Raw genomic sequence first — 26,394 nt, 5'->3', positions numbered from 1 at the left:
TTTCTGTGTGTAGGTTGTCCCCTTTGTCATTTACATATTTGCTCTAAACGAGGAATATAGCAAGTCGTATTTCGGATAAACTACACTTATTTTTCGAGAGAAACACAGCCCCGAAAGGCTGTGCGGAATCGCTGAGATCGTAGGCTATTTTTCACCCGTGAGTATAAACCGCACATACGCCGCACGGTCTTCCTCGATGAAGCAGACCAGTTCGTAGAATCCCATCTCAAATGCCATGCACTGAACACCGGGAACGTCAAACATATTCACTCGCCCCGAATCGCGGATGTCCATGATCTGTGCGAAAACCTTCTCGTTCATGATCTGCCGCCTTTCTGCACGATGCGGAAGGAATCCACGCCTGGGATCAGGCTGAGTGACGATCCTGTCTCCCATCGGACAAGAAGCTGCCCCGCGTCATCAACGCCCAGAACCTCGCCCCTCGTTCCCATCGGTGGGGCTTGCGGATCATCCATTCCGAGGAGTTCCACCTTTGCCCCGTGCGGGTACCGCTTACGAAGTGCGGCGATCTGTTCCTTACTCGGAAACCGCATGATCCTCAGCCTCCTTCCGATGTCCGCTCTTGAACGCGCTGCTGCCGATGAGGTTCTGCAGGAGAATCTTACGCGACTGCTTGTAGGCGCTCCCGATCATGCCGAGGCGCAGGAGGAAGCAGCGGAATGCGTATTTCTCGTTGTCCACAATCTTCTCCTTTGCCGTAACGCGCTTTTGCGCTCGTGCCATCAGGCAGAGTTTACTGATGAACTCAGCGTATGCCTTTGCCGTCTCGTCGGTGATCGTGCCGTGCAGCCATGCGAAGGTGATGCGGTCATCGGTCAGCGTGTAGGTTGCCTCCCGAATGTCGAAGGCGTGGCGAATGAGCCGCCCTTTGCTCAGAAGGAGTGCGTCGAGATTGTTCAGTGCAGTTTCCGAAAAGAGGCTGCGCGGGAGACTGATGGAAAGGCTGTCCTCGCCGGATTCCGCGACGGCTTCCTCAGTCAGAGCAACTTCTTCCACCGTCGATTCTTTCAGGATCGGCTTGTCTTCCCCTGTGTCCCCACAGGAAGCCTCATTCTCCCCGTCCTCGGACGTGAAGCCCGCCTCACGCAGTGCCGTGCGCACACGCGCAACAGTCGCTTCGTCTGCGTCATCGTCGAAGCAAAGGATGCCGTCCTTCGTGATCTCGAATGCGCCGACCTTGTAGGAAAAGCTCGGTGCGCCGCAGTAGGCGGGCTTGATGTCCAGCACCTTGCCGACGATCCCGACCATCGCCTTGCGCTCTTCCTTCTGGATGTTGTAATTGACCTTCATTTTGAAAACCTCCTTTATGAACTTTGGTCATTACATTCATCACTCTAGCCGGGATAATTAGCAAGCAAATTGTGTTGTATACACCCATAGCCTCAGTGAGATAAACCACAGCGTGTCATCATTTCACAGAATGTGGAGCGGCCATACGCTCAAGCATCTTGCCCGTCATCCAGATCGCCCCGTCAATGACAAGCGGCAGGAAGATGCGGTCGCGGAATCTGCACCATCCCGTCTCCTTCTCGGCGCTCTCACGAAGTGCCGCCGTATACGCCGCCGATACTTCACGCGCCGCAGGAAGCCCCTTCTCATGCAGCCAGAGGACGGTCGCTTCCTTTGCCTCCGTCCGCACGAAATCTCCCACATGATTCTTCAGTTCGTTTTGAATGTGTTCCAGTTTCATCTTCAACACGCTCCTTCATAGTCCGTTCCCCCACGCGCAATGGCGCGGGCAAATTCATCCTGCTGCGACCGCAGAAGCTCTGCGTCACTCGCATGGTCAATAAACGCAAGTTCCACGAGCGCGGCAACCGCATCCGTGTTGCTCAGGACATACAAGCCGTTGACACCATGCTTTGCAGATTTGATTCCACGATCCACAGTTCCGAGTGCATCCACAATCTGATTCTGGATGCACTGTGCCAGCTTCTCCCCTTCGCCGCTGCCGTAGTAATGCCAGACCTCCGTCCCGTTCGCGCTGCCGTTACAGGCGTTGCAGTGGATGGAGATAAACACATCGGTATCCGCAGAGTTGGAAGCTGAGACAACTTCATGCAGACTGTCGGATTGGAGACTCCCAACGACTTCTACACCTGCGGCGGTAAGGTAGCCCGCAAGAAGATCAGTGACGTTCTTCGCCACATCACATTCCCGCAACCCATATCCGCACGCGCCGGGGTCTGGATTCCCATCTGGGCATGACCTGCGTTTAGAAAAACTTTCATTGTGATACCTCCTCTACTCTCGGAACGTCCGCATACGGAATGCGCTCACCATCACGTTCCAAAAACACATCTTCGGTATTGCCATCCTTACTCTGGATGTAGCGTTCGACCGCCACATCCACAAACTTCGGCTCAAGCTCCACGCTGTAGCAGATGCGTCCCAACTGGTCGCAAGCGATGAGCGTTGATGCCGAGCCGAGGAAGCCGTCAAGAACGATACCGTTCGTCTGCGTACACTGTTTGACAAGGTAGGCGATGAGCGGCACGGGCTTCGAGGATAGATGTCCGCAGCCGTCCTTCTTCGAGTCTTTGATGCGGTCGAAAGCAAAGACGGTGGTCTGCTTCTGATCGCCATACCATCTGTGCCGTCCATCCTTCCTCCATCCCCAGATGATCGGCTCGTGAATGTACTTCCAATCCGTCCGTGTAAGAACGAGACGATCTTTCTTCCACACCAGACCTGCGCCAACTTTAAAGCCCGCATCCTCATAAGCGTCATGAAAGATGCGGGCTTTTGCCGTTGCGTAGAAAACGTAGATGGAGGCGTCTGTCGCCATTGCCGAGTGGAAGGCGGTAAAGGCAGATTTGAGGAACTCGTAGGCGTCCTTGTCATTCAGATCATCGTTCTTGATCTTCCCGGAGGAACTTTCCAGAGCCACAAAATACGGCGGGTCCGTACAGACAAGGTTGACTTTCTCACTGCCGAGCAGCCGCTCGTATGTCTCCGGGAGAGTGGAATCTCCGCAGATAACACGGTGCTTGCCGAGATGCCAGACATCCCCTGTTTTGGCGACGCTGGGTTTTGCGAGTTCCGCATCCACGTCGAAGTCGTCTTCCTGCGCTTCGCCGTCATCCGGAGAGAGCAGGTCTGCAATTTCCGCTTCGTCGAAGCCCATGAGCGAGATGTCGAAGTCCATGCCTTGCAGGGCTTCCATCTCAACGCGCAGCATATCTTCATCCCATCCTGCGTCGAGTGCGAAACGGTTGTCCGCGAGGATGTACGCTTTCTTCTGCGCCTCCGTCAGATGATCGACGAATACGCATGGAACTTGCTCGATGTTCTCTGCCCGCGCAGCCATAACGCGCCCGTGTCCTGCGAGGATGCCGTAGTCCTTGTCGATAATGACGGGACTGACGAATCCAAACTCACGCAGACTGCCGCGCAGCTTGTTGATCTGCTCAGTCGAATGCGTCCGTGCATTGTTGGCATACGGGACGAGCTTGCTGATCGGAACGAGCTTCATCTCCGATGTTGTTTTGTTCAAATGACTTCCCCCTTACTTCCTCGAGCGCAGCAACTGCTCCATCCGATCTTCCTGCGGAGAGCCGACGAATGTGGTGGTGCAGTTCTGCTTTACGATGTCGAATATCTCATACCAGAGCAGATTGGACTGCTTCTGAAACGCCTGCCCCATCTGGACGAAGGGGCTTGCAATCGCACCGCCTGTGGTTGGATGCTTGCCGATGAGCCCGTATTGACTCATTGCCTCCTCGCACTGGATGAAGCGGGCAAATGCCTGCGCGTAGCTTTCAATGAGACGAGGATTCACGAGACGCTCACAGCCGCGCTCTTTCAGCCACAGCCAAGTCTCGCGGAAAATCTCATCCGCACCGAGCGGCTTGCCGTTCCTCTGACGTGCCGACAGGAACTCGCTCGGCGTTGGCATCTCCTCGCCGTAGAGATCGGCGGCATCCACAAGGTCTGTGCCGTCCAGTTCTGTCATGGGGAACTCCATGATGTGCGCCGTTCGCCCGCCCGCAATCCTATCTGCCAGTGGTTCGGGCTTATCTCCCGCGCGGATGCGCCGTCCTCCACGATTTGTTCCGTCACGCGCCATCTTCTCGCCCCCTCCCCGGTCAAGGATTGGCGCGGTTTTAGAGATTTGACCGCCCCTAGGGAGCAAGAACGTATTGCATTTGCTTCACTTTCGCGTTACAATAATCAAAAGGAGGTTATCCATCATGTCCAAGACTGCAACAATTAATATGCGCATTGAGCCGACAATCAAAGCGCAAGCTGAAACCGTTTTTTCTAGTTTCGGTATCTCCGTGACCGACGCCATCAACATCTTTCTGCACGCATCCATCATGGAGGGCGGCTTTCCCTTCCAACCGAAACAGCCCCGTTATAACAGGGAAACGCTTCTTGCCATGCAGGAAGCACGCGACATCATGGATGGCAAAATTGAGCCGAAGCGTTATCCGTCGCTGTCCGCACTGATGGATGATCTGGATGCGGAGGACGCTCATGCTTGATCTCGTCACCACCACGCAGTTCCGCAAGGATTTAAAGAAGCTGCGTAAACGTGGAGCAGATATGCAAAAGCTGGATAATGTCCTGCAAATGCTCTGCGCGGAAAAACAACTCCCCGAAAGGTATCGGGATCATGCTCTGGTTGGCGATTACATTGGTTTTCGTGAATGCCACATCATGCCGGACTGGTTACTTGTGTACGCCATCGACAAAGGGAAACTGATTCTGACCGCTTCTCGCATGGGCTCGCATAGCGATCTCTTCTAGCCGATTCATTGAAGTCAGCTTTTTATTTTGGTACTTTCCGTTGATGAATCCGCTCATGACACGATACGCAGAGTGACATCAAATTGTCTTCATCATGTGTGCCGCCCTCCGAAATCGGTCGGATGTGATGCACAAGCGTTGCGCGAACGTATCTCCCCCGCTCTTTGCATTTCTCGCAGAGTGGATGCCCTGCCAAGTGACGGTCACGAATCCTGCGCCATGCGCTGCCATATCTCGCGTGCTGATCATACCCGCGCGTGAAGTGGTCATAGTGCCGCTGCATCATTTTCTCGTGCTCCTCACAGTAGCAGCTTTTTCGGTCTGTAAGGTTCGGACATCCCATCATGCGGCAGGGACGTTTTGGTTTTCTCGGCATCACGTTTCTCCATCAAAAAAGCCCTCACGGAGAATTGCTTCTCCGAGAAGGCTGATTCCATATCCTATTTTTGCTGAGTCTAGCATATCACTGTCAAGGTAGTGACATCAAGACGACATCGACTGCCATTTAGTGACATTTAGTGACATCGGAGAAATATTTTTCAGTCCAACGCCATGCAGACGGTAGATTTGACGAAGACCAAGTTTCATCTCCGTCGCAATCTCTGCCCACGAGCGGTAACCCATATAACGGAGATACAGGACACGCCGTGCCTCTTTGTCCTCCACCTGCTGTATCGTTTCGTAGATTTCGGAGCGCAGATCGACAAGCCGATCAATCTCAGCGTCGATCTTCTCTTCACGCTCGATGATTTTTGCAATGGTGTCGGAAAGCTGGGACGTGTTCCTCGTTGCATTGCTCGGCATTCCCGTAATGACGGCAGTAGTCTTTTCTGCCATGCTGCGGAGAACAGCGACCTCCTCCAACATACTCTGGATTTCATTGTCAATGTTCCGTGCCTGACTGAGATATTCCTTTGCCGTCACACAAATTCCCCCTCTAACTGTTGGAGAAGCCACTCTCCGTTTATACTCGTCAACTGACCAAACCATGCGGAATGAAAGAACCGCTCCGTCTCAGAACGCATCGCTGTCGCCGCAACATTCTCTGCCGCCTTGCGAAGAACCGTCCGCGCCCAGCGATAATCCTTTGCCGCCTGTTCGATGATTGCATTGGCAAGAACCTCACAATTCATCATGGGATGTCACCTCCAGATTTGCTTTGACGGCATCAATCAGAGCCGTCTGGGTCTTGTCCTTTCGTTCAAGTGTCTGCATAACATTCTCATCCATCGTCCCTGCCGTAATGATGTGGTGGATAACCACAGTGCCCGTCTGTCCCTGCCGATAGAGACGCGCATTGGTCTGTTGGTAGAGTTCCAAACTCCATGTAAGACCGAACCAGATGAGCGTCGAACCGCCGAACTGAAGATTGAGTCCATGTCCCGCACTCGCGGGATGAATCACGGCAATCGGGATTTTACCCATATTCCAGTCCGCAATATCTGCACTCGACCGAATCTCTCGAACTGGCAATCTGTCCTTGATTCGCTCAAGGTCATGTCGATACCAGTACGCAACGAGTACGGGCTTTCCGTTCGCACTCTCGACAAGATCTTCGAGTGCATCCAGTTTGCGGTCATGCAGGTGGACGGATTTTCCGCCCTCCGTATAGACGGCTCCGTTTGCCATCTGGAGGAGTTTCCCGGAAAGTGCCGCCGCACTGACAGCATCAATCTCCGCAGGACCAAGGGAAACCACCATGTCCCGCTTCATCTGGTCATAGAGTTCCCGCTCATGCTCATCCATAGCGACACGCAAGCTATTCGAGATGAGCTGCGGCATTTTGAGATAATCCTTGGAACGCATGGAAATCGTAATGTCCTCAATCCGGCGGTAGATTTCATCCTCCGCGCCCTCACGGGGCTTGTAACTGAATACCATCTGCTGATTCCGTTTGCCGACGGTGTTCCCGTCAGCCCCACAATCCGCTTGACCGAGGGACGCAGCTTCAAGAGTGCACGGAACCTTTTTGCCTGATGAGATTTGAACGATGAGAGTTCATCAATGACGATCATATCAAAATCCATTGCTACACCGCTTTCTTCGATGAGCCACTTTACATTTTCCCGATTGATAATATACACATCCGCATGCTGCATGAGTGCCGCCGTCCGTTCCCTCGGTGTTCCCATAGCCACAGAGGCGCGGATGTTTTTCGTATGCTCCCACTTTATGATCTCCGACGGCCACGTGTCCCGCGCCACACGCAGCGGAGCGATAACGAGTACCTTGCTGATCTCAAAGAAGTCGTGCAGGAGTTCTTCGATTGCCGTAAGAGTGACGACGGTCTTGCCAAGCCCACAATCCAAGAAAATCGCGGCTTCCTTGTGCTGAAGGATAAACTCTTTGGCGTATGTCTGGTAGAAATGCGGTTCATAGCGCATTGATAATTCCTCCGATCTCTTCTTTCCCATCAACCACATAGACCTTGAATCCGAGCGCACGCAGCTGCTCGATGCGCCGCACCTGCAATGGACACGTTTTCCTGCCCGGAGCCTTGAGTTCCATAAAGCACATCTTGCCGCCCGGCATGAGCACAAGCCGGTCCGGTACACCTGCATATCCCGGAGAGATGAACTTCAGTGCAAGCCCGCCGTGCGATTTTATGACCATTGTGGTGTATCTTTCCAAATCACGCTCTCGCATTGATATTCCTCGCTTTCAGGGCATGAAGTGATGGTAGTGATGGTTGCCGCCTATATCTTTATATATATATATATAAATATTTTTATCTTTTCTTTCTTCCTAAGTTTTCTTTTTTCCCTATATATAAAAGATAAAAGAACTGTCACTACTATCACTCATGTTCCGTAATCCCAATAATGACAAGGGTTTGAGCCGGTGACAGTTCTTTGTTTTTACTGTCACGGAACGCTCACTACTGTCACAAAAAATCTTCTTCCGGTCCGTTGTAGAGCACTGTGTATTCGCGGACAGCATCCTCATTCAGAATCAGATCCTTATACACACTGCCGTAGCTTCGACGTATGGTCATTGAACTGAAATCCGTCTTGTAATACCGAGCCAGTGTGGTTCTGAACTCCCGTGCGGTCTTTGCGAAGCCGTTGTTGTTGTCCCTGCACCATGCCTGATAGATGCGGTAGACCTTGCCCGTTGTGACCTCGCTGCATTTTGCTCCCTCGGGACGTTTCATCATGCACTCTGCGTGGAACGCAAGCACGGAGTTGTTCTCGACCATATATTCCTCTCTTGCCGACAGAACCGACTGCGGCTCCGTAAAGCGATAGCCGTTTTGGATAACTGCACGCAGCGCATGGACAGCTTTGCGGACGATCCCGTCGCGCTCGGCATAGAGCTTTTCTCCGAGAAGCCTGTCCTGCTTTTCAAGCGGGATGGCATTCTTGCAATGTACCTGTATGATACGGTCATGCACCCACTGCCCATCATCGCCGCCGAATCTTGGCAGCTGATTCATGCAGAACCAGAACAGTCCGTTGAAAGTGAACTCGAATCCGTTCTGCCCCTTGAACTCCGCGAAGATGCTGTCTCCGCCCGTGCATTTCTTGAATGTCTTGAGTTCATCCACAGTGATGAAGCTCATATCCGAGCTGCCAGCAAGCCGCATCCCGTAGATCAGCCCCGTCCCGAATCGTGCCTCGATCTCACGAAGATCAATGCCGACATAGTTCCCCCTGCCAAGCAGCTGCTCCACCAGACATTTGAGGCGGGATTTTCCCGTATCCCCTGCTCCGTACATAAAGAGAGCCTTCTTCATACGCCAGCCTTTGACGTTGGACAGACACGCACCGATGAATTCAAGCAGCAGTCGCTCAATCTCGATTTCCCCATCCGTGAGTGTCTGCATGAATGCGTCGAACACGGGTGTTGCAATCTCCTCACGAGTCCATTCGCATGGGATTTGTATGGTGGATAAGAGATCGGGGCTGTGCTCGGTCAGTTCCATTGTAGAGAGATGCAGAATCCCGTTCTGAAAGTTGATGATGTCCTCGTCGGCATTGAGGTCGGAATCCTTGATGTAGTCCAGATCCGTTGTGAGGATGCGGAACGTCTCGTCTACTTTACGCATCTCAATCATCTCGGGATCGTAGGCGGCGATGCAGTTCTTGATAAGTCCTTTGAGCATATCGTCGGCGTAGAGACGGTACACACCGCCCTCGTAGACGTAGCGCAGCACGCCGTGCCGTGCACTGTCCCGAACGAAGATGTAGCTTAGATGCTGCCGAATGTAATCTGCAAGAGCAGGGCAACTGATCACCGGCTGTCCTTTGGTGTTGAAGTGAATGAAATCCGGGTGATCCATTACCGATGCATGGAACACGCCGTGACAGGCTTCCACGCCGACGCGAATGGTCGCTGCCTTGTAGTCCTCGCGCTCCCACTTCCGGCGGTAAAGCGCGGACCGACGAAAGACGGCATCAATCAGAGCTGCATCGTCACCCGTCCGAAAGGCAATCAGGGCACAGAGGGCGGCATCCGCTTCCGAGGCACTGCCATACTCCGAGATGTCGCCACGGTCAAAGAGCCGTGCAAACTTCCCACCGTTCTTCGCTTTTCGCAAAGAACAAACGATGTCGAATACGGCGCGGTCGCCATCCTCGTTCGGACGATAGTTCACGGGCTGTTTGCGCAGCATATCCTTTCTGAGTGTGGTAAGTACGGCTTCCGTCCCATTGTTAAGAGGCGCATCATGGAACACATCGCCCGTGAATACCGCAAAACGGTTGGTCAGTCCTCCGACGTAAAGTTCCATTTTGTTGTGCGGATTTTTGACGTAGAATTTCGGGTCAAGTTTTTCCTTACCGTCCTTGTCCTTTATTTTCGGGATGCGGTCATAATCACAGCAGCCATAGATGTGGATGCCGTTTCCGCTGACGGATTTCTCGGCATAGGTGTCGTGTCTGCGGATCTGCAGCTGCACCATCGCATCTGCTTCGTCCCTGTGGTCAATGTCCAAGAAGTACATTCCCTTTGGGATAATGAAGCCGACACCCCCGTAGGACAATGCCTCTGCCGCACATTGAGCTTCCTCGAACGTCACCCATGTTGCCCGGAACGCATGATTCGATCCCGTGATACCGCCATCTGCGGCACAGGGTTTCTTCGTTCGATTGCCGTTCTGCATGGCATAGTTCCAGCAGATCCAGATTTTCTGCGCTTTGAGTTCGTCGATGGTCATCCCCATACGACCTCCTCGCACTTCGTGTTGTAGTAGCGCACCGGAATGCAGAGTGATCTTGCCTTTGCAATCTCCATCTGCATACCTTCGGTAATTTCCGTGCCAAACGCCCAGAGTTCCTTGCACTGACGCAGGAGGACAAAATTCATACGGATGGCAAGTTCGCGATCCTGCACCTCAGAGATGAACTGAGGAAACAGAAGATGCGGAGCCAGAGGGATGCATCCGCGCCGCACGGCAAAGCGGCAATACTCCCGCGCCCGCATGACATTGACGCGCGGATTGTTGTGATATGCCGAACAGATGTAGATGATTGGCAAAGTAGCGTTCAGCTCCTTCTCAAGGCTTCGCATCGCTTCTCCCGCTGTCGGGTCTGGATAGTGAGATTCGTTGAAGTGTTGCATAGATTTTCTCCTTTTCAATCACGGGGAAATCACATCCCCTTTTCATAAGAGTGCAGACAGAAAAAGGGGAAGTGGTCACCGTTTCTTTAAAAATTTTTCAATCAAATTTATTTTGACAAATATTCATGGTTCAAAATCCTTCATAGATGTTTGCAGGAAAACTTGTTTGTGCACGCGAATATTAAAACGAATAAAGGAGGAGACAGATGGTACGACCGATTGTCAAAGATGCCATGTTTCTGGGACAGCCATCGGAGGAAGCTGTGAAATCCGATCTTTCCATTGGAAACGATCTGCTCGACACACTCAAAGCCCACGTCGGACATTGCGTCGGACTTGCTGCCAACATGATCGGAGAGAAGAAACGCATCATCGCTGTATGCGTTGGAAAATCTCATCTTGTTATGCTGAATCCGGAGATTGTAAAATCCTCCTCGGAGCAATATGAAGCAGAGGAAGGATGTCTGTCTCTCCCCGGACAGCGGAAAACCATGCGGCATGAATGGGTTGAAGTCGTATACCGTGATATAAAGTTCCGCAAGCAGAAAAACAAGTTCTCGGACTTTACGGCGCAGATCATTCAACATGAGATTGACCACTGCAACGGTATTCTGATATGAGAATTTTGGGGATTTTAGGCTCTATTTGTTTGCGTGAGCATAAACAATGTCTTACATATCAAGCGATGCCAATTGACGGGATAGAGACCAAATATCTCTAAAAAAGAATATATGCACAGGAAAAATAAGCTCTTTGTCCAAAAAGATGCAGGAGGGATACTACTATGAAATATTTGTTTCGTATTTCGTCCGTATTGGCACTATTCGTCTTTTCCCTTTGGGGTACTGTATATGCTCAGGAAACCACCTTTCTTACGCCCGGAAAAGCCACCTTCCTTTACATGAACACCAAGGAAGTCAACGCCTCTTATGACAACGAATCCTTAAAGTTTGTGACACTGAATAGTGGGGTTCTCAAACTAATGAGTCGTGACGGGCGACATGACTATATGTCCTTTACCGGCTACGACGGTACAAATGCGGGTATCGGATACGCGGTGCGCGAAATTTACACAACGAATCCCAGTATGAAGTTTTTTGAGATCATCGCAGACCGAGGAGCTCATGCCAAAAACTGTGGATACTGGATTGTTGGAAAAAGAGACGGTAACTGGGTTTGCTTTGTCTCCATTGATAGTCTCACACAGATGGGATATACCTCAGGAGACTGGCATCAAATACGAACCTCCATCAACGAGGACGGAAGCGGCAGATTCTTGCTCACAAATCAGCACGAGTACATGCCGCCGGGAGCCCAGTTCCAGTATCAACGAAAATTTGCTGTGGATTTACGGCTGCAGCTCTTTTGGGATCAAAATGCACGATGGTTTGGCATTCGTAAGCTCTAGCATGAATCAGGCAGACTGCAACATTCGCAGTCTGCCTGATTTATTTAGTCCTTCCGATAGAACTCACACGCATACCCATCCGCCTTGAGCGGCAGCCCCTTCGCCCACGGTGGATTCTCTGCCATGATGGAGCATATCTCTTCGACGGAGGAGACTCCATGCGGCACTTCGAGCACGATTTCGTCATGGACGTGCATCACGATGTCAAAGCCCCTGTTCCGCAGCTGTTTCATTGCGAAGACGAGCAGATCACAAGCTGTTGCCTGTGTGATATTTTCAACAAGTTTCCCGCCGAAGGTTTCAATCCTCTCCCACTTCTTTGTCATACCAAGACCTTCATAGGTGACGGATTCCCTTCCGAATCGATTCTCTCCGATGCGTGGCTTTGCATACGCAAGTTCTCTGCCGCTCGGCAATCGTATAAACAAAACGCCGCTTTTATATGTACAGCAGACACCGTGCGTTTCTATTTCAATATGCTGCTTCACACAGGTCTTGACGGCACGATCCACATCCCACCAGAATTGCACGATATGTGGATTCGATACACGCCACAAATCTACAAGCGGTTGAAGCTCCTCCTCCTTCATGCCGGACTCGACCGCGCCCATCGCAATAAGAGCGCCAACGGAGCCGCCGTATCCACAACTCAAAACCGCCTGTTTCCCTTTCTGGCGCAGATCTCCATTCTCGCCATGCTTTTCGACCTTGCAATGAAACATACGCGATGCCGTTTCGCAGTAAATATCTCCGTTCTTTTGAAACACATCAAGTACCCACCGCTCCCCCGCAAGCCATGCGAGAACTCTTGCTTCGATGGCAGAGTAGTCGGCAACAATGAAGCGGCAGCCGGACTGTGGTACAAACGAGGTGCGGATAAGCTGAGAGAGCACATCCGAGGTACTGTCATAGAGCATATCCAGAAGGTCGAAGTTACCGTCTTTGACAAGTGTGCGAACCGCCTTCAGCTGCGTGAGATGGTTTTGGGGCAAATTCTGTAATTGAATGAGTCGCCCTGCGAAGCGTCCCGTTCTGTTTGCACCGTAAAACTGGAACAATCCACGCGCACGGTGATCCGCTCCCGTGACCGCTTCCATTGCCATATATTTCTTGATACTCGTCTTTGCAAGCCGCTGCCGAAGTTCCAATACCTCCCGCACGTCTCCCACGGCTGTTTTGAGCATTTTGCTCACTTCACTTTTTGCAAGAGATTCCACAAAAAGTCCCTTCCCGTGCAGCCAGTCCATAAGCTGCAGCGGAGAGTTCGGATTCTCAAGACCAGTGAGATTCTGCGCCCGCTCAAGACAAATTACCTTGCTGCGCTCATCGCAACGAATCGCCTGTGAGACAAATGTGGTATCTACCGAAATTCCACGGTCATTGATTTCTTGGTCGATGACGTAGTTCTCCCACTCGCTCTCCGATACGGGAAATTTCTTCAATCGTGCTTGAATTTCCATCTCCGTTTCCACATCTCGTTTGTTGTATTCCTTGAATAGCTCCCATTTTTCGGGAGCATCCGCAGGAAGATTGCGCGTCCTGCCCCCGTTGCTCTTGGATGCCTTGCACGGAACGCAGAAATACCGTATGAGGTCTTTCCCCTCCTCCAACTTCTGCCGATCAAGACGCAGCACCGTACCAACCTCTTTCAGAGAGAGCGGCAGTCCGAGCGTTGCCGCCCAGATCATGGAGCAACACCATGCGTTCGGTTTTAGGTGAATGCCTAGATGCCGTGAAAGGCATACACGCTCAAACATGGCGTTGAACGCCCATTTTGTGACAGTCTCATCCGTTAGTGCCGCAAGAATCTCTTTCGGGATCTCTTCCCCATTCTCCAGATCCACAACCTGCACTTCTCCTCCATCCACAAAATATCCGAACAGCAGGATTTCAAAATCCTCTGCCTCCGCATATTTATATACGCCCGCCTTTGCAAGTGGGACGCTTGAAAATGTCTCAATATCGATACTGATGGACTTCATATCTCTTCTCCCATAAAAACAGGCAGCGGCTTGCACCGCCGCCCATTCCTGTAAATTCCGATGGATCAGCTGAGGAAATCCTCGTCATCCTCATCGAGACTCTTAAAGTCCGATGCTGCCGTTGTGCGCCCGCCGAGCGGTTCGCCGTCCGCAACTTTCTGGATGTTTCCGAGACCGCAAGCAATGCCTTTGTTCCCATTGTTGTTGAACGCATAGAGCGTAATGCTCACATGGGCATAGCAGCCGGAGTAGACCTCGTCACGATCCAGAATCGGCTGTACCTTGGAGTCGACAATCTGCGGAGCTGTCCGTGAATTTGCGTTGATGAAGTAGGCATCCTTGTAGTTCTCGTCATCGGGACGCTCGACATCGCCATCGCGCAGTGGCAGCTTGATCGCTCCCTTGTTCGGTTTCTTCCCGCCGAATTTGCCGATGCCCGCTTCGATAGCGGCATCCACTGCTGCATTGATATCCTTGACGGTTTTGGTATCCGACTTGGGAATGATGAGGCTGACGGAGTATTTCTCCTCGCCCCCGTTGATGGATACCGGCTCCCACACATGTGCATAGGAGAGACGAACCTTGCCCGTGATAACCTTCGTGTTCTTGTTCTTCATTGCCATTTTAGTTTTCCTCCGTAATAGTTTTGAATTCGGACCGGACATTACCTGTGTGAATCGCCGGACGCTTGTCCGAAAGCGGAACGAGCGTCGGCTTGCCGGGCGGTTTTTCAATAAGACTGCCAATCGTTTTTGCAAATACTTCTTTACCCATTACTTTCTCCATTTCTGTCAGTGGGATGAGCTTCGTATTGAAGATGTCCGTATAACCTGCCGCTTTCGCCGCCCTTGCAACGGCATCTTCATCTTTGTACTTTCGGACGGAGCGGCCTTCCACCACTTTGAAGCCTTTCCAAGCCTTACCATGATTGATGGCAGCGTCCGTTGCGTAGACGAGGATTGCATTTGCCCACTTGATTAGATCAGGAATCTCACCGAGAACCTCCTCGATCTCCTCGTCCGTAATGAGCGGCGGGAGGCTGAACTCCTCCCGCGCAAGGCGAAGTTTCTCCTCCGCACGCGCTCTGCAGCGGACAGCGGCACGGCAGAATGTACACCATTCTCCCGCACAGAACGCGCCCTCACCCGCATAAGCGAGACGTGCTTTCTCCACAAGATCATCCCTAGCCCAACGGAGGAGGTCTTCTTTTGTGAGTGACCATGTGCACACATTTTCCCTGCGGGGCTGGAAAATGCTCATGGAGATTGTCTGGATGTCGTAGATCCCGTCAAGAAGATCCAGTGCACCAAGCGCGTAGAGCATCATCTGCGGATTGTGCTCTGCCTCCACAATCACGCCCATGCCATACTTGAAGTCAATGACATGGAGCATATCCCCGCCGACAATGATGCAGTCCGCCGTCCCGAATGCTTCCGGAACGTGGCGTGTGAGATCGAGCCGCTGCTCGACCAGTACCATCGGGGACGGGATTTCTCCCATCTGCTCCTGCACGAACGAAACATACGCATCGGAGCAGCGGTCCATCTCATCATCCTCGAAATCCGAGTGTGGTCTCTTACTGCGCAGTTTTAGAAACTTGCGGAGCTTGTGCTCACAGAGCGCATGCGCCGCTGTCCCTTCAGCGGCGGCTTCGCTCGACGAAGATGGAAACTCGCGCTCAAGGCAAGCAGACGGCGGACAGCGTATCCACCGATGCGCCGCTGACGGTGAGAGCAGCGCGTGCGCCCCCATCAGAGTGCCTCCGCTTCCCGGAGAAGAGCAACGAAGGCATCGGGCGAGATGTCGCTCAGACGCTCCGCTCCATACTTTGTGATAAGATCCTTGACCGCCTCGCGTTTTCCCTCCGTACTCTTACGGACGAGAACAATACGGACATCTTCGAGCCGCACACCTTCGTCTGGTTTTTCAATCTGCGGGATTGCGGCTTCAAGTGCATCTGCTGCCTCACGGAGCATTTTGGAGATTTCGTTCACATGAATCATGTTCATTAATCCCTTTCATAAACAGAGTTTCTTTCGGCAGTTTGGCAATCTGTCTGATTACCGAATGACAACAGTGAGTTTCAACTCACATTCTGCTTTCCCCCTTTCACTAAAGTGCAGACAGAATGTGGTCGTTTGGTCACCTTGTTTCAAAATATTTTTTGAAAATCTCAGATGTTTGTTTTCAGCACCACCTTTCAGCTGATTCCGTTTCTCGGAATTGACGGCAATCTGTCTGATCTCCGGAAGACCAACGGTGAGTTTTACCTCACAGTTCTCTTTCCCCCTTTCACTAGAGTGCAGACAGAATGCGGCTTAATGGTCACCGTATTTTCAAGTTTTTTTCGGAGCATCACGAAAAGTTTTTCTTTTCTCTTGTGGATAGCCGTCTTTGATCTCCCACCCATAATTCTTGCAATCTCACGCTCCGATACAGCTTGACCAATCAATTTAAGGAGGAGCTGATCCATCGGAGCAAGTTTGTTGACTTCAGTGATGAGCGCCTCAATCAGCAGCCTCTTTATGCAAGTAGTCTCCAGCGGCTCTGAAATGAATATTTCTTCTTTCACAACACCAACCCACGATTCTCGGTACACAGGATGTGTACAACTCTCGCAGTTGTGGTCGCACATATTCTTGCGATTCTTGTATATGCACGAATACTTTGCTCGACATTCTTGCTGTTGTTCACGTAATACTGAACGTTTATAGAACGTGAAGACCTCGTATGTAGCCAAGACTTTCACGGCCTGTACCCTACGATTACCGATCCGACACCACTCAACTTCATTGCGGGAAATACCATAATCACGAATTGTCTCAGCAGTGACTTCCATTAAAATAAATTCTTTCATCGTCGTATCCTTTCTGACAAGACAAGGTCAGCGGGATACAACGAAGGCCGATGCACTTGACGTACACCGGCCGCAATTACCTAAAAATGGACATAGCGGTAAACGGTGGGACATCGAAGTGCCGTATTCATTGCATTTTTTTGCAATGGGGTCTTCGTATGTTCCCGCCGCCTTTAATGGCCATCTCAAGGCTTTGAGACTTTAAACTGAATCACTTGATATAAGAATTTACGACCTCATTATTCTCCCCTCCTCAAAAAGACTTCCCCTCTCCTAGCTTAATTACAATTGAAGGCCGCTAGTTTTTGACAAATAAAAAACCGCCGGAGTTATCCATTTAGCCTTATGGCTGAATCAGATAACTCCGGCGGTTAGCTCCACGTTATTTACGGGGCATGTTGCGGTAGCTTCATGTTTCGTGGTTTCAATTTATTCACTTGGTAAACGACATCTTCCCAAAGAATTTTGACATACCGATTTGTTTTCTGATCCTTGCGAACCAGATAAATTTGCTCATCCTCTTCAAGGATTGCATCGCAGAAGCGTGGAGGATTGGCACAGTCGCTGCATAGGCTACGAATTTGTATCTTCATACACAAGGAACCTCCTCAAAATGGGATATCATCTGCGTCAAATACCGGTGGATCATCTTCCAAGTCATTCTTCATAAATGCATCAATGACGTATCGTATGTTCTTGTCAATTTTTGGATGCCTCATATTCTCACTGACGGTTGTATATAAGCCATCAATAAGGCGAGAAATCGTAGCTTCTCCCTTATTATCGCAAAGGAACTGAGGTTCTTCTCTCAACGGAGTCATCCAAACTTCTATGGCGAAGGTATCAGAATCTGAAAGAGATGAATATGTTTTACAAATATTCATCAGATGTAAAAGTGTACCATTCTTCATTCGTAAGGAATAACAATCCCTATATACCGCCGTGCGACAATCAAAGTTATGTGATGCGAATACTACCTGAGTAACATCTCCAATCGAGCCATCATAATCATTTGACGCATCGTATGTACGCAATTTGAATAATGGGTGCCCGGTATTACCATATTGATCTTCCTGCAGTCGATTTAATTCCTCTTTCGATTCCCGTACCCAGTTAAGACTATCTGATACAGTGTCACTATTTAGCTTGCCCAAAAACGACATAAGATACTTCTCGGTCGGCGTAGCGTTTGTCAAATCTGCCCGCAGTAAAGTGTCGACATTGATCTGCAACAACTCTGCGATCTTCATTACAAACTCGACCCCCGGCTTTGACTTTTCGTCCTTGCTGGCACGAGAAATATATCCGGCACTAACTCCTGCACTGTTCTCAATCTCACCTATTTTTAGATCATGCTTCTTTATCAAATAGGAGATATTGTCAAAAAACAAAGTTCTATCGAAATCTGTTGGCATTTTTGTCACCTCTTTCAATTGTGATCTCATTTTATCAGATATTTATGTACTCGTCAACCATTTTTATTGATTTTATATTTTCATCAACATCCTTTGTTGCATGATTAACTCTACAACATTTTCTATATTATCACCTAAGATGCTCCTATAAGTAATATCCCTACTCATATTCATTAAAAATCTGATGTCATGTCAATAAAGTTTAAAATTTCTCCCCATAATATTCGAATATAATCCGATTTGTATTTCATTCTGATCATTTTTATCCTATAAAGGATCCGCTCCCGTGTCATCAAGACATGACATGAGAGCGGCTGACTATGTAGAACTCCTCTTTTGAGATGATGATAAGGCTATACTAAAAATGACAAAAATCAATATGCAGGAGCTAAGGCTGTAAATGTCGAATACTTCTAATGCGTAATGTGAAAATTCATTAATAGTTGTTGATGTTAACTGAAAGGAACGATCATAAATGATTTATACATTGGATGATTTTATTCGTGAATATAATAAAATTTGCAATATGGGATGGATTCGAACCCACCGATCTGGGCCTACCGGAATCGGAAAAACCTTAGAAGATCTCCTTGAAATTCAGGAAAATAACATCGATGGTCCAGACTTCGGTGACTATGAACTTAAGTCGTGCCGTCTTGGATCTAATAGCATGCTTACTATCTTCACAAAAACACCTCAACCCCGAGGAGCAATTAATACTTTGCGAATGACATTTGGATATTCAAGTGATGCATATAGTAACAAGGAAAAGGTTCTCCATGCAACGCTATCTGCAGCTGGATTTACCTCAATCGCAAACACAGGGCATAGTCTTAAAATCTCCTGCGACCCAACCCAAATATCAATTATAGATGAAATCGAAACAGAATATGCGTACTGGACAAGAAAGGACTTGAAAACGGCTTTCGAAAAGAAGTATAAGAATAAGTTTATTTATGCTAAGGCACAAGCACAAGGTTCCGGGAAAGATGAAGAGTTTAAGTTTGTAGAGGCATATGAGGTCTCTGGGTTTAACTATGACTCTTTTGTTACTTTGCTTGAGCAAGGAAAAATATACGTAGATCTAAGAATAGGTCAATATCACGGCGGTCAAAAAGACGGACAAACTCATGATCATGGAACGGCGTTCCGAATCAAAGAAAATGATCATTCTCTGTTATTTAAAAACAACAACAGAATCGTATAAAAATAGTCAGTATTCTCCCCTTTTGCATAGACCAATGCGGCCTCCTTGGCAGGGGATCGTATCATTAAGTGATTGATTTATGATTTGCTGAGTCCATAAAACTCAGTATTAAACCTGACATAATATTATAGCCCTCTTGTTTCGTTCTTGAATTTACGACAAGAGGGCTTTTTCTCTTCCCATTATCTCAATTAGAGTCCAGTATGCCAAAACGACAAGGAGATAGTCGTTATTCTTTTCGAAGGATAACAATATGCTCCTTGGTCATAGTCGTATTGGTCTTCCCTGTTTCGTTCGTGGGCGAATTTCGAGAAGGCATAATTTTGTTTGGTATATTTCTGTTTATTATATAAATAGGTACTAGACCGTACTGTGAAGCTAGCTCTGTAATGATAACCTCTGTTTCCAGCAATTCATTTTTTACAGTACGATTGCCTACTACCCAAAACTGATAGCCACCGGATTTAGTTTTCACTGCAACGCTCTTTATCGAAGCATCTAAATCTTTATAAAAGCTGTATACATCACCGGCTCGTTCAATATCGAGGTCTTTTATTTTTGAGAGAGATGCTCGCAGTGTTTCACTTTGAAGTGAAAACTCAAAACCATTTCGATACTTATTTCCCCCCATCAATGTTTTATCTAACCCCATAATCTCTTTCTCAGAAAGATTATGTAGGTTTATCCATTGTAGCGAGAGCCGACTATACTCACCATATGCAACAGTAGTTCTACTATCACCGTATGGAGGAGAGGTTATTACTAAGTCAAATGAATTATCAGGAACATCTTCTAAAGTACAAGTATTGTTACTGTAAATTGTTGTTTTCGGTACAACTGCATTTTTGTCTAAAGCATCGCAAAAATCTTTCATTTTTTCTACATTGCGTAAGAGAATAGAGGAAAACTCGGTATAAGCATCCGGTTTGAACGTTAGCACTTTTGGAGCTGGCATCCTGAACATTTTAAATTCACCATTGCGGCGATTTGATACAAGACGTATGGATTCACTCATAGCGACAAACATAAAGTCTCTAATGTCAAAATCAGCGACTCTATGGATTTCCGATTTGATAATTGCCAGCTCTAAAATAACACGCGGTCTAAACCAATATCCAATATTTTTGAAGTCGGGGATTTGGATATCCAGTTTATTTATATTACAAAATTCAAGCAGTAATGATGGCGCATCGTCAGCCCATCCCTTTTTTGCCGAAATATCAAGCTCAAGAGTTTCAGAAATGTATGTATCGACTTTTTCTAAGGCCTCTTTGTTAGCGCATAGCCTATTATGTACATTTTCCAATAGTAATTCACACGATCTCTTTAGCTTTGGATAATCTAACCTAGTCGTTTTGACCTTACAAAGGAGCAATGCAAATGGATTTATATCATTACCAGCAACTAGATCCATACCACTTAGCATTCCTTCAACGAGTACAGTTCCCGAACCAGCAAAAGGATCAAATATAGATTTTACGGGTTGAATATTACGTACTATTTTTATGATATTTCTACTGATCGGACTAACCATCATAGCAGGATAGTTATGAATGCCATGTGTGTATGTTTTTGTGTCTTCTTCCTTGAAATCCCAATAGTTAGTAGGAAGTGTTCGAAGGACTTCAATTAGTTGCATGTCCTGTGATGTAAGCATAGGAACCGCCTTCATTTGATTGTCATCTGATTTTACAGCGGAACAGTGGTCACCTTTATGGGTTTTAACTTCCACAGTACAAATAGTATCATTGTGCCAACCACCGTGAGGAATAAGTAATATTCTTTCTATCTCAAAACCATATTTGTACCCTATTCCACCACTGTTCCATCCAAATGTAATAACTTTTCCTCCAAGCTTAACTATACGAGAAATCGCTCTTTTATGATTTCCCCAAAAAGAAGCTTTGGTTGTATCCCATGTGACATTGTACCCGACACTATTATAACATTCACTGACTTGACGCGGAGAATATGGAGGATCATAAAGAACACCATCAACAGACTCGGAATCAAACATATTGAGAAAATCCAAGGCATCCATATGATAATCTGTATCATATTCTTTGCTTAGATCATTGGTGATACTTGCTATCTTATTTTGATTGGCAAAAGGGTCTACCCACATTTTTGTCAAGTCAACTTCTTCAGACAACAGTTTTTTTATAGGCGTCATTTCAAAGGTATTCTTATTGGGCATAGACCATATTCGTTCAATTCGTATATTATGAGTATCATTCACCTTTTTCATTTATTATCCTCTGTGGTCACTTCATCCACTTTTAGTACAAGACAGGAGTTTTTTTTATCAAAAAATATATTGAATTTTGACTTCCCTTTTTCAACATTTAAATTTGATAATATGCTCTTTGGCATTCTAATACGCATATCCTGTTGAAGAATATATGTATCCAAATAAATAAGATTATGATCCATAAGAATTTACCTCCAGACTGTTTTTAGTCTGATAATAGCACAATACTAGTCTATCGTCAAATTAGTTAGCATACACATTTCCATAATGTAGACGATCTCGTCCCTTATGAACTTATACATTCTATACTCCCTTCACTGTTTTTACAAAAAAAGAGGGGAATTCGTACATTTATGACGAATTCCCCCGGGTAACGTTTAAATTCTCCTCATCAACTGAATCTATCGAAACCACCTCTAAATCCACACGCTCTTATGGAGTATTCAAATATGCTATTGCGACCATTTGCATCATCAAAACTATTTAAACACCATATTACATTTCTACTCAATGATTTCACTATCTCCTGCACATATATCAGGTCAGCTTTTCCATATGAAAAACCGTAAGAATATATCTTTTCAACAGGAACTTTGCCAAGCAGCTCAAAAAAACTATGATGGGTTTTCAATGCTTTCTGCACGTTTTTTTTAAGCGCCCTGTCAATATCAGAAAGATTATACTCCGTTCCAATATTTTCTTGCTCATATTTTTCGTAAAGCGAATCATCTTCTCCATGACCAAATATGAACTCTTCTCCAATTTTTCCATGAATATGACATACTTTACTTATATTGTAAACCTTCTCCAACGTGAGTGTATAATTCATGGAAAGGAAGATATCTTTATTGTGATCAATTAGCTCTTGAAATTTTTTTCTAGGCTTTACATCATCAATTTCTACTTGGTTTATCCACTCTGTAAAGAATCGATTTATAAAAGGAACAATCTCCACTATTGACTTTGATAATGACTCATTGTTCCATGCAGTCTTTAAAAGATTCTCTTCCCCATCTCTATCCATGACCATTTCAGAGAAACAATCACCATAATTCTGCCCATATAAAGAGTTCTCGAACTTGCTCCATTCTATGTCATCATTATTCGCATCAAAAACATTAAACCAAAAATCTGCTATATCACTATAATCATAGGTATGCTCCCAATTAATCGTTGGTATATCATATACTTCATGTTTTGTTGGATCATATTGCTCCTGTAGATATTCACGAAAATCTCTATAGGAGCTTTTTATACCATGTGATAAATCAAATCCGTTCCCTATAATAAATAGATTACTCATTTTCTCTCCATACCACGGATGTCGCAACTTCACATAAGAAATCAAGCGACCTCCTGCATACCACCACATTGTATCGTTATCGACGTTACGTCGTTCATTAAGGCTACGAGAATGATACTAGAGGGAAAGGTCAGCGCTGTGTTCACACGCGACACGGTAATCTGGCGATCCTCAATCGGCTCACCCAGCATCTCAAGCGTCTTCTTACTAGGATCTGTCACCAATCCATAGAGAAACAAAATCACTGCACCGATCATCGATCCAATAACAAAGATACCTGCGATGTAGCTCATACCATTCGCCTCCCATTCATATCATCCACTGCAATTTCATCATAGCAATTGATGTGGACAGATTATGGGTAAGATGATGTTGTTTTCGCTGTATATGTACGAGATTATTTATTATATCTCCTGTAATTTATTATCAATTTAATTTTCAATAATTATACCATGAAAATATTAATCAATCGACTTGTTTCTCACATATTTTTACATACCGTATAGCAAAAGGCATGGACGCAATTCGTCCATGCCTTATCGAGATGTTCAAAAATGCGGGATCATGGACATATTCCTTGAGTCCTTAACATCTCCCCCGCTCAGTTTCTACTACTCTTACTTTTTTTGAGATGCTCGGCAATCTGCGCCGACCATGTCGGAGGTATGCCCGCACCTTTGGCAAACGAGGAGATCATTGTCCCGAGCGACGCGAAGTTCTCGCGCACGCCCGCCGCATCACAGGCGAACGTGGCGGCATTCTCGGCGGGGATGCCGACGTCTCCTGCGACCTGCACCGCGTCGATGTTCGTACCGAGGAAAACGAATTCCCAGCCCGCCTCCTTTTCCTGCTGCTGTACCAACGCCCGCACGCTGTCAGGCATCCAGTAGTACTGGTTCGCGCGCTCGATCTCTGCGTTGTCCGTTACAATAATGAACATCGTACGCACGGGACGCTCCTCGGGGTGCGCCTCCCGGTACACGAGCTGAGCCATGTGAATGCTGGCGCCGATGGAATCGAACAGCCCCCCTCTGCCGCGCGAGCTGTCCTGCTCTACGAAATCTTCGGGATGTTCACGTCTATACTGTCTCGTAAGGGTAAGGAGACGCGTAAAGCAGCCCTGTTCGATGAGCGCGGAATCCTCGGTAATCGGCACGCGGGTATTATGGTCAATGCAATGGGTGATCTTTTTATGGTCGATGCAGCCGGCGATCTCTTTCCAGAGCCAAACAAGGATATCCGACCTCTCCTGCCTGAGCCGCGCGATCATATCGTTGAATCCGTCAATCATATCGGACTCAAACGCCGCCATCGGCCCGCTCAACTCCAACAGGAATACGAGTTCCGTCATTGCCCCGCTGCCGTCCACATCGAAATACCCTCTCCGGCTGTCCGTCTGCCCGTTGGTCTTTACCTCTGCCATGATGATCTCCTCTCTGTACACGGTTGATCTCTCCTAGGGATGTCCTAATAAAACAGCACCTCAGATTGGATGACAATGCCGAATTTATCAGTGCTTTCGTAAGTATAGTGAACAGCATGGACAGAAATAGTCTATGTCAAACATATCTCCCACTCGGACGCGCCTGCCTCCGCGATTGATACCGTCGCGCGCCATCTTCTCGCCTCCATTCCTTTAATCCCCCGTTTGAACCGACGTTTTCCACGAACTCCATGGGAATTGGGCGGGCTTTCGCGAGTGCCATATTCAACCGGATTAGCTTTTGGTTTACCTCGTTGAAAATGACATCCTAACCGGACGCATAGCCAAAGCTATGTGGAGGATCGAGGGCAAAGTGCGGGCAAAAAAGATGCGTCAAGATGGCGTGGCTGAATTTATCAATGCCTCCTTAATTTTTACAACAACGTCAGCAACCCCCGATGCACCTCATCCCCGATGCGTGTCTCCGTAATGCGGCAGTCGATGTCATAGAACCGACAGAGGTTCTCCTCACTGAGCAGGCTTTCTGTCGGCCCAAAGAGCTGCTCCCCGCGCCGCATGAGCAGGCTCTTGTCCGAGATCTTGAGCGCGTTCTCGGGTGAATGCGTGTTCATGACAATGGTCATGTTCTGCTCTAGTGACAACTTCTTCAGCAGACGCAGGACAATCATCTGGTTATGAAAGTCCAGATGTGCCTCCGGCTCGTCGAGGATCATCAGTTTTGGCTCGACCGCGAGCGCACGGGCGATGTAGACCATCTGCAGCTGTCCGCCGCTTAGCTCGGTCGCGGCACGCTCCGCAAGCGGCAGGACACCGACCAGATCGAGCAGCTCCGCAACACGCGCACGGTCTGCCGCCGCAGGTGTCCGAAAGAGTCCGATGCGCCGCGCACGCCCCATCATAACCATCTCAAAGACGGTGTAGGGAAAGGCAGGTGCATGGCTCTGCGGCACATAGCCGATCACATCGCTGACCGCAGCAGGGTCGGGACGCTGCCCGTCCACCAGACACTCCCCGCGTGTCCACGGCAAGATGCCGAGCAAACAGCGCAGGAACGTCGTCTTGCCGATGCCATTGCGCCCAAGAATGGTAAGAACCTCACCCGCCGCGAGGGAGAAGGAGAGATCGGAGAACAGTTCATTTCTGCCGTCGTAGGAAAAGGCGGCATTCTTCACCGTAATCATGACCAATCCCCCTGTTTCTCCCGCGTACGCTTCAGCAGGAAGGCAAAAAACGGCGCGCCGAGGAGTGCCGTGAGAATGCCGATGGGCAGCTCTGCCGCAAGGAGACTCCGTGCGCAAATATCGACGAGCGCGAGGAAGATCGCCCCCGTGAAGCACGCCGCAGGCAGGAGCCGTGCATGATCGACGCCGACCATGCGGCGGCACATGTGCGGGATGACGAGCCCGACCCATCCGACAATGCCGCAGGCCGTCACCGAGAGTGCCGTGAGAATCGTCGCCGCGACAATGGCAATGTTGCGGATGCGTGCGGGATTCACCCCGAGGCTGCGTGCCTCCTCCTCGCCAAGTGAGAGAATATTGATCCGCCAGCGGATTGCAAGCAGCAACGCCCCTGCGGCAATCATCGGCAGTCCGACGATCTGGATTTTATCAAAGTCCGCCTTGCCAAGGCTGCCCATGAGCCAGTAAGTAATGGCGGGCAGTTTGTCATAGGGATCCGCGACATATTTCACGAGCGAGATGAGCGCGGAGAAGATCGACGAGATGATGATGCCCGAGAGCACGAGCGACATCATCGAGACAGAGCCACGGCTGCGCGAGAAGTAGTACGCGAGCCCGACACTCACCATACCGCAGACGAAGGCGATCGCCGATGTTCCCGTTCCCGTCCCCCAGAGGAGGATGCCCAGTACGGCACCGAACCCTGCACCGCTTGAGACACCGAGCACGTCGGGGCTGACAAGCGGATTGCGGAAAATGCCCTGGTAGACTGCACCCGAGAGCGAAAGCCCCGCGCCGACGAGCATAGCGAGGATCGTCCGCGGCAGGCGCAGCTCCAGAACGACAGTCGATGCCATATCCGTACCCGCATTGCCTCCGGCCGCACGCATAAGAATGTCACAGACGGCCGCCGGTTCGACTGCAAAACGTCCTGCCACAAGCGAAAGGAAGAATACAGCGATGAGCAGCACCGTCATGATCGTCCAGAGAGCTGCATTGTTTTGTTTCATA

The 26,394-nt window shown here is 48.7% G+C and carries 30 protein-coding genes and 3 pseudogenes; 5 read left to right on the top strand and 28 right to left on the bottom strand.

The window, feature by feature from the left end; all coding sequences use genetic code 11:
* Nucleotides 1-144: 144 nt before the first annotated feature.
* The 7 genes and pseudogenes from QU667_RS04780 to QU667_RS04750 all read right to left on the bottom strand — a co-directional run bounded on the left by QU667_RS04780 (nucleotide 145) and on the right by QU667_RS04750 (nucleotide 4,090).
* Entirely contained in the window at nucleotides 145-321 is a 177-nt protein-coding gene (locus QU667_RS04780) for a DUF5049 domain-containing protein (protein WP_304988173.1), read from the bottom strand.
* On the bottom strand, nucleotides 318-554 hold the full coding sequence (locus QU667_RS04775; protein WP_304988172.1) for a DUF4314 domain-containing protein: 237 nt from the start codon (nucleotides 552-554) through the stop codon (nucleotides 318-320). Before QU667_RS04775 ends, QU667_RS04780 begins: the two co-directional genes overlap by 4 nt.
* Nucleotides 538-1,311, bottom strand: a complete 774-nt coding sequence (locus QU667_RS04770; RefSeq protein WP_304988171.1) for a virulence protein — start codon at nucleotides 1,309-1,311, stop codon at nucleotides 538-540. Before QU667_RS04770 ends, QU667_RS04775 begins: the two co-directional genes overlap by 17 nt.
* Before the next feature lie 118 nt (nucleotides 1,312-1,429).
* Nucleotides 1,430-1,711 (bottom strand): prevent-host-death protein, encoded by a 282-nt coding sequence (locus QU667_RS04765; RefSeq protein WP_304988170.1) that lies wholly within the window; start codon nucleotides 1,709-1,711, stop codon nucleotides 1,430-1,432.
* A 2-nt stretch (nucleotides 1,712-1,713) separates the two neighbouring features.
* A pseudogene (locus tag QU667_RS04760) lies at nucleotides 1,714-2,252 on the bottom strand (N-acetylmuramoyl-L-alanine amidase family protein).
* The gene (locus tag QU667_RS04755; RefSeq protein ID WP_304988169.1) at nucleotides 2,249-3,517 is read right to left on the bottom strand and encodes a site-specific DNA-methyltransferase; all 1,269 of its coding nucleotides are present in this window, start codon (nucleotides 3,515-3,517) and stop codon (nucleotides 2,249-2,251) included. Before QU667_RS04755 ends, QU667_RS04760 begins: the two are co-directional and overlap by 4 nt.
* Nucleotides 3,518-3,529: 12 nt before the next feature.
* Nucleotides 3,530-4,090: a P27 family phage terminase small subunit gene (locus QU667_RS04750; RefSeq protein WP_304988168.1), complete on the bottom strand. Its 561-nt coding sequence runs from the start codon at nucleotides 4,088-4,090 to the stop codon at nucleotides 3,530-3,532.
* Between the two features lie 124 nt (nucleotides 4,091-4,214).
* Here QU667_RS04750 and QU667_RS04745 point away from each other — a divergent pair, with 124 nt between their 5' ends.
* Both QU667_RS04745 and QU667_RS04740 read left to right on the top strand, forming a co-directional pair.
* A complete protein-coding gene (locus QU667_RS04745; RefSeq protein ID WP_006696279.1) occupies nucleotides 4,215-4,508 on the top strand; it encodes a type II toxin-antitoxin system RelB/DinJ family antitoxin in 294 nt (97 codons plus the stop codon).
* The gene (locus QU667_RS04740) at nucleotides 4,501-4,773 is read left to right on the top strand and encodes a type II toxin-antitoxin system RelE/ParE family toxin (protein ID WP_304988166.1); all 273 of its coding nucleotides are present in this window, start codon (nucleotides 4,501-4,503) and stop codon (nucleotides 4,771-4,773) included. The genes QU667_RS04745 and QU667_RS04740 overlap by 8 nt, the downstream gene beginning before the upstream one ends.
* Nucleotides 4,774-4,795: 22 nt before the next feature.
* On the opposite strand, the gene QU667_RS04735 is transcribed toward QU667_RS04740, so the two are convergent.
* From QU667_RS04735 to QU667_RS04705, 7 genes and pseudogenes are all read right to left on the bottom strand, one after another.
* Entirely contained in the window at nucleotides 4,796-5,149 is a 354-nt protein-coding gene (locus QU667_RS04735; protein ID WP_304988165.1) for an HNH endonuclease, read from the bottom strand.
* 107 nt (nucleotides 5,150-5,256) lie between these two features.
* On the bottom strand, nucleotides 5,257-5,697 hold the full coding sequence (locus QU667_RS04730; RefSeq protein ID WP_304988164.1) for a hypothetical protein: 441 nt from the start codon (nucleotides 5,695-5,697) through the stop codon (nucleotides 5,257-5,259).
* On the bottom strand, nucleotides 5,694-5,906 hold the full coding sequence (locus QU667_RS04725; RefSeq protein ID WP_304988407.1) for a hypothetical protein: 213 nt from the start codon (nucleotides 5,904-5,906) through the stop codon (nucleotides 5,694-5,696). Before QU667_RS04725 ends, QU667_RS04730 begins: the two co-directional genes overlap by 4 nt.
* Nucleotides 5,896-7,157 (bottom strand): annotated as a pseudogene (locus QU667_RS04720) (SNF2-related protein). Before QU667_RS04720 ends, QU667_RS04725 begins: the two are co-directional and overlap by 11 nt.
* A complete protein-coding gene (locus QU667_RS04715; protein WP_304988163.1) occupies nucleotides 7,147-7,419 on the bottom strand; it encodes a PDDEXK family nuclease in 273 nt (90 codons plus the stop codon). Before QU667_RS04715 ends, QU667_RS04720 begins: the two are co-directional and overlap by 11 nt.
* A gap of 238 nt (nucleotides 7,420-7,657) precedes the next feature.
* A complete protein-coding gene (locus tag QU667_RS04710) occupies nucleotides 7,658-9,937 on the bottom strand; it encodes a DNA primase family protein (RefSeq protein ID WP_304988162.1) in 2,280 nt (759 codons plus the stop codon).
* Nucleotides 9,928-10,335 (bottom strand): DUF7768 domain-containing protein, encoded by a 408-nt coding sequence (locus QU667_RS04705; protein WP_304988161.1) that lies wholly within the window; start codon nucleotides 10,333-10,335, stop codon nucleotides 9,928-9,930. Before QU667_RS04705 ends, QU667_RS04710 begins: the two co-directional genes overlap by 10 nt.
* Before the next feature lie 206 nt (nucleotides 10,336-10,541).
* Between QU667_RS04705 and QU667_RS04700 the strand changes: the two genes are divergently transcribed.
* Both QU667_RS04700 and QU667_RS04695 read left to right on the top strand, forming a co-directional pair.
* Nucleotides 10,542-10,955: a peptide deformylase gene (locus QU667_RS04700; RefSeq protein WP_304988160.1), complete on the top strand. Its 414-nt coding sequence runs from the start codon at nucleotides 10,542-10,544 to the stop codon at nucleotides 10,953-10,955.
* A gap of 164 nt (nucleotides 10,956-11,119) precedes the next feature.
* Nucleotides 11,120-11,743, top strand: coding sequence for a hypothetical protein (locus tag QU667_RS04695; protein ID WP_304988159.1), 624 nt, complete (start codon nucleotides 11,120-11,122; stop codon nucleotides 11,741-11,743).
* Nucleotides 11,744-11,787: 44 nt separating this feature from the next.
* On the opposite strand, the gene QU667_RS04690 is transcribed toward QU667_RS04695, so the two are convergent.
* The 7 genes from QU667_RS04690 to QU667_RS04660 form a co-directional block, all read right to left on the bottom strand.
* Nucleotides 11,788-13,725 carry a DNA polymerase gene (locus QU667_RS04690; RefSeq protein ID WP_304988158.1) on the bottom strand — a complete coding sequence of 646 codons (1,938 nt, stop codon included), beginning with the start codon at nucleotides 13,723-13,725 and terminating at the stop codon, nucleotides 11,788-11,790.
* Nucleotides 13,726-13,790: 65 nt separating this feature from the next.
* The gene (locus QU667_RS04685; protein WP_304988157.1) at nucleotides 13,791-14,348 is read right to left on the bottom strand and encodes a DUF2815 family protein; all 558 of its coding nucleotides are present in this window, start codon (nucleotides 14,346-14,348) and stop codon (nucleotides 13,791-13,793) included.
* A gap of 1 nt (nucleotide 14,349) precedes the next feature.
* The gene (locus QU667_RS04680; protein WP_343749027.1) at nucleotides 14,350-15,477 is read right to left on the bottom strand and encodes a DUF2800 domain-containing protein; all 1,128 of its coding nucleotides are present in this window, start codon (nucleotides 15,475-15,477) and stop codon (nucleotides 14,350-14,352) included.
* Nucleotides 15,477-15,728: a hypothetical protein gene (locus QU667_RS04675; protein WP_304988156.1), complete on the bottom strand. Its 252-nt coding sequence runs from the start codon at nucleotides 15,726-15,728 to the stop codon at nucleotides 15,477-15,479. The genes QU667_RS04680 and QU667_RS04675 overlap by 1 nt, the downstream gene beginning before the upstream one ends.
* Before the next feature lie 263 nt (nucleotides 15,729-15,991).
* The gene (locus QU667_RS04670; RefSeq protein ID WP_304988155.1) at nucleotides 15,992-16,582 is read right to left on the bottom strand and encodes a hypothetical protein; all 591 of its coding nucleotides are present in this window, start codon (nucleotides 16,580-16,582) and stop codon (nucleotides 15,992-15,994) included.
* 386 nt (nucleotides 16,583-16,968) lie between these two features.
* Entirely contained in the window at nucleotides 16,969-17,175 is a 207-nt protein-coding gene (locus tag QU667_RS04665; RefSeq protein ID WP_037349552.1) for a hypothetical protein, read from the bottom strand.
* Nucleotides 17,176-17,190: 15 nt separating this feature from the next.
* A complete protein-coding gene (locus QU667_RS04660) occupies nucleotides 17,191-18,015 on the bottom strand; it encodes a helix-turn-helix domain-containing protein (protein ID WP_304988154.1) in 825 nt (274 codons plus the stop codon).
* Nucleotides 18,016-18,472: 457 nt separating this feature from the next.
* On the opposite strand from QU667_RS04660, the gene QU667_RS04655 reads away from it, so the two are divergent.
* Nucleotides 18,473-19,204, top strand: coding sequence for an MvaI/BcnI family restriction endonuclease (locus QU667_RS04655; protein WP_304988153.1), 732 nt, complete (start codon nucleotides 18,473-18,475; stop codon nucleotides 19,202-19,204).
* A gap of 229 nt (nucleotides 19,205-19,433) precedes the next feature.
* Here the strand turns inward: QU667_RS04655 and QU667_RS04650 are convergent, their stop codons facing one another.
* The 7 genes and pseudogenes from QU667_RS04650 to QU667_RS04620 all read right to left on the bottom strand — a co-directional run bounded on the left by QU667_RS04650 (nucleotide 19,434) and on the right by QU667_RS04620 (nucleotide 26,393).
* Nucleotides 19,434-21,452, bottom strand: coding sequence for a class I SAM-dependent methyltransferase (locus QU667_RS04650; RefSeq protein ID WP_304988152.1), 2,019 nt, complete (start codon nucleotides 21,450-21,452; stop codon nucleotides 19,434-19,436).
* Nucleotides 21,449-21,637 carry a hypothetical protein gene (locus QU667_RS04645; protein ID WP_037349554.1) on the bottom strand — a complete coding sequence of 63 codons (189 nt, stop codon included), beginning with the start codon at nucleotides 21,635-21,637 and terminating at the stop codon, nucleotides 21,449-21,451. Before QU667_RS04645 ends, QU667_RS04650 begins: the two co-directional genes overlap by 4 nt.
* Before the next feature lie 209 nt (nucleotides 21,638-21,846).
* Nucleotides 21,847-22,803, bottom strand: a complete 957-nt coding sequence (locus QU667_RS04640; RefSeq protein WP_304988151.1) for a bacteriophage abortive infection AbiH family protein — start codon at nucleotides 22,801-22,803, stop codon at nucleotides 21,847-21,849.
* Nucleotides 22,800-23,000 (bottom strand): annotated as a pseudogene (locus QU667_RS04635) (ATP-binding protein); the annotation flags it as partial. The gene QU667_RS04640 and the pseudogene QU667_RS04635, both read right to left, overlap by 4 nt.
* Before the next feature lie 359 nt (nucleotides 23,001-23,359).
* A complete protein-coding gene (locus QU667_RS04630; RefSeq protein WP_304988150.1) occupies nucleotides 23,360-24,181 on the bottom strand; it encodes a hypothetical protein in 822 nt (273 codons plus the stop codon).
* A gap of 434 nt (nucleotides 24,182-24,615) precedes the next feature.
* Nucleotides 24,616-25,383, bottom strand: a complete 768-nt coding sequence (locus tag QU667_RS04625) for an ABC transporter ATP-binding protein (protein ID WP_304988149.1) — start codon at nucleotides 25,381-25,383, stop codon at nucleotides 24,616-24,618.
* Nucleotides 25,380-26,393: a FecCD family ABC transporter permease gene (locus QU667_RS04620; RefSeq protein WP_304988148.1), complete on the bottom strand. Its 1,014-nt coding sequence runs from the start codon at nucleotides 26,391-26,393 to the stop codon at nucleotides 25,380-25,382. Before QU667_RS04620 ends, QU667_RS04625 begins: the two co-directional genes overlap by 4 nt.
* Between the last annotated feature and the right edge of the window lies 1 nt (nucleotide 26,394).

The organism is Selenomonas dianae, from assembly GCF_030644225.1.
In the GTDB taxonomy this organism is placed as follows: Bacteria; Bacillota; Negativicutes; order Selenomonadales; family Selenomonadaceae; genus Centipeda; species Centipeda dianae.
This window is presented reverse-complemented; position numbering and strand designations above follow the sequence as displayed.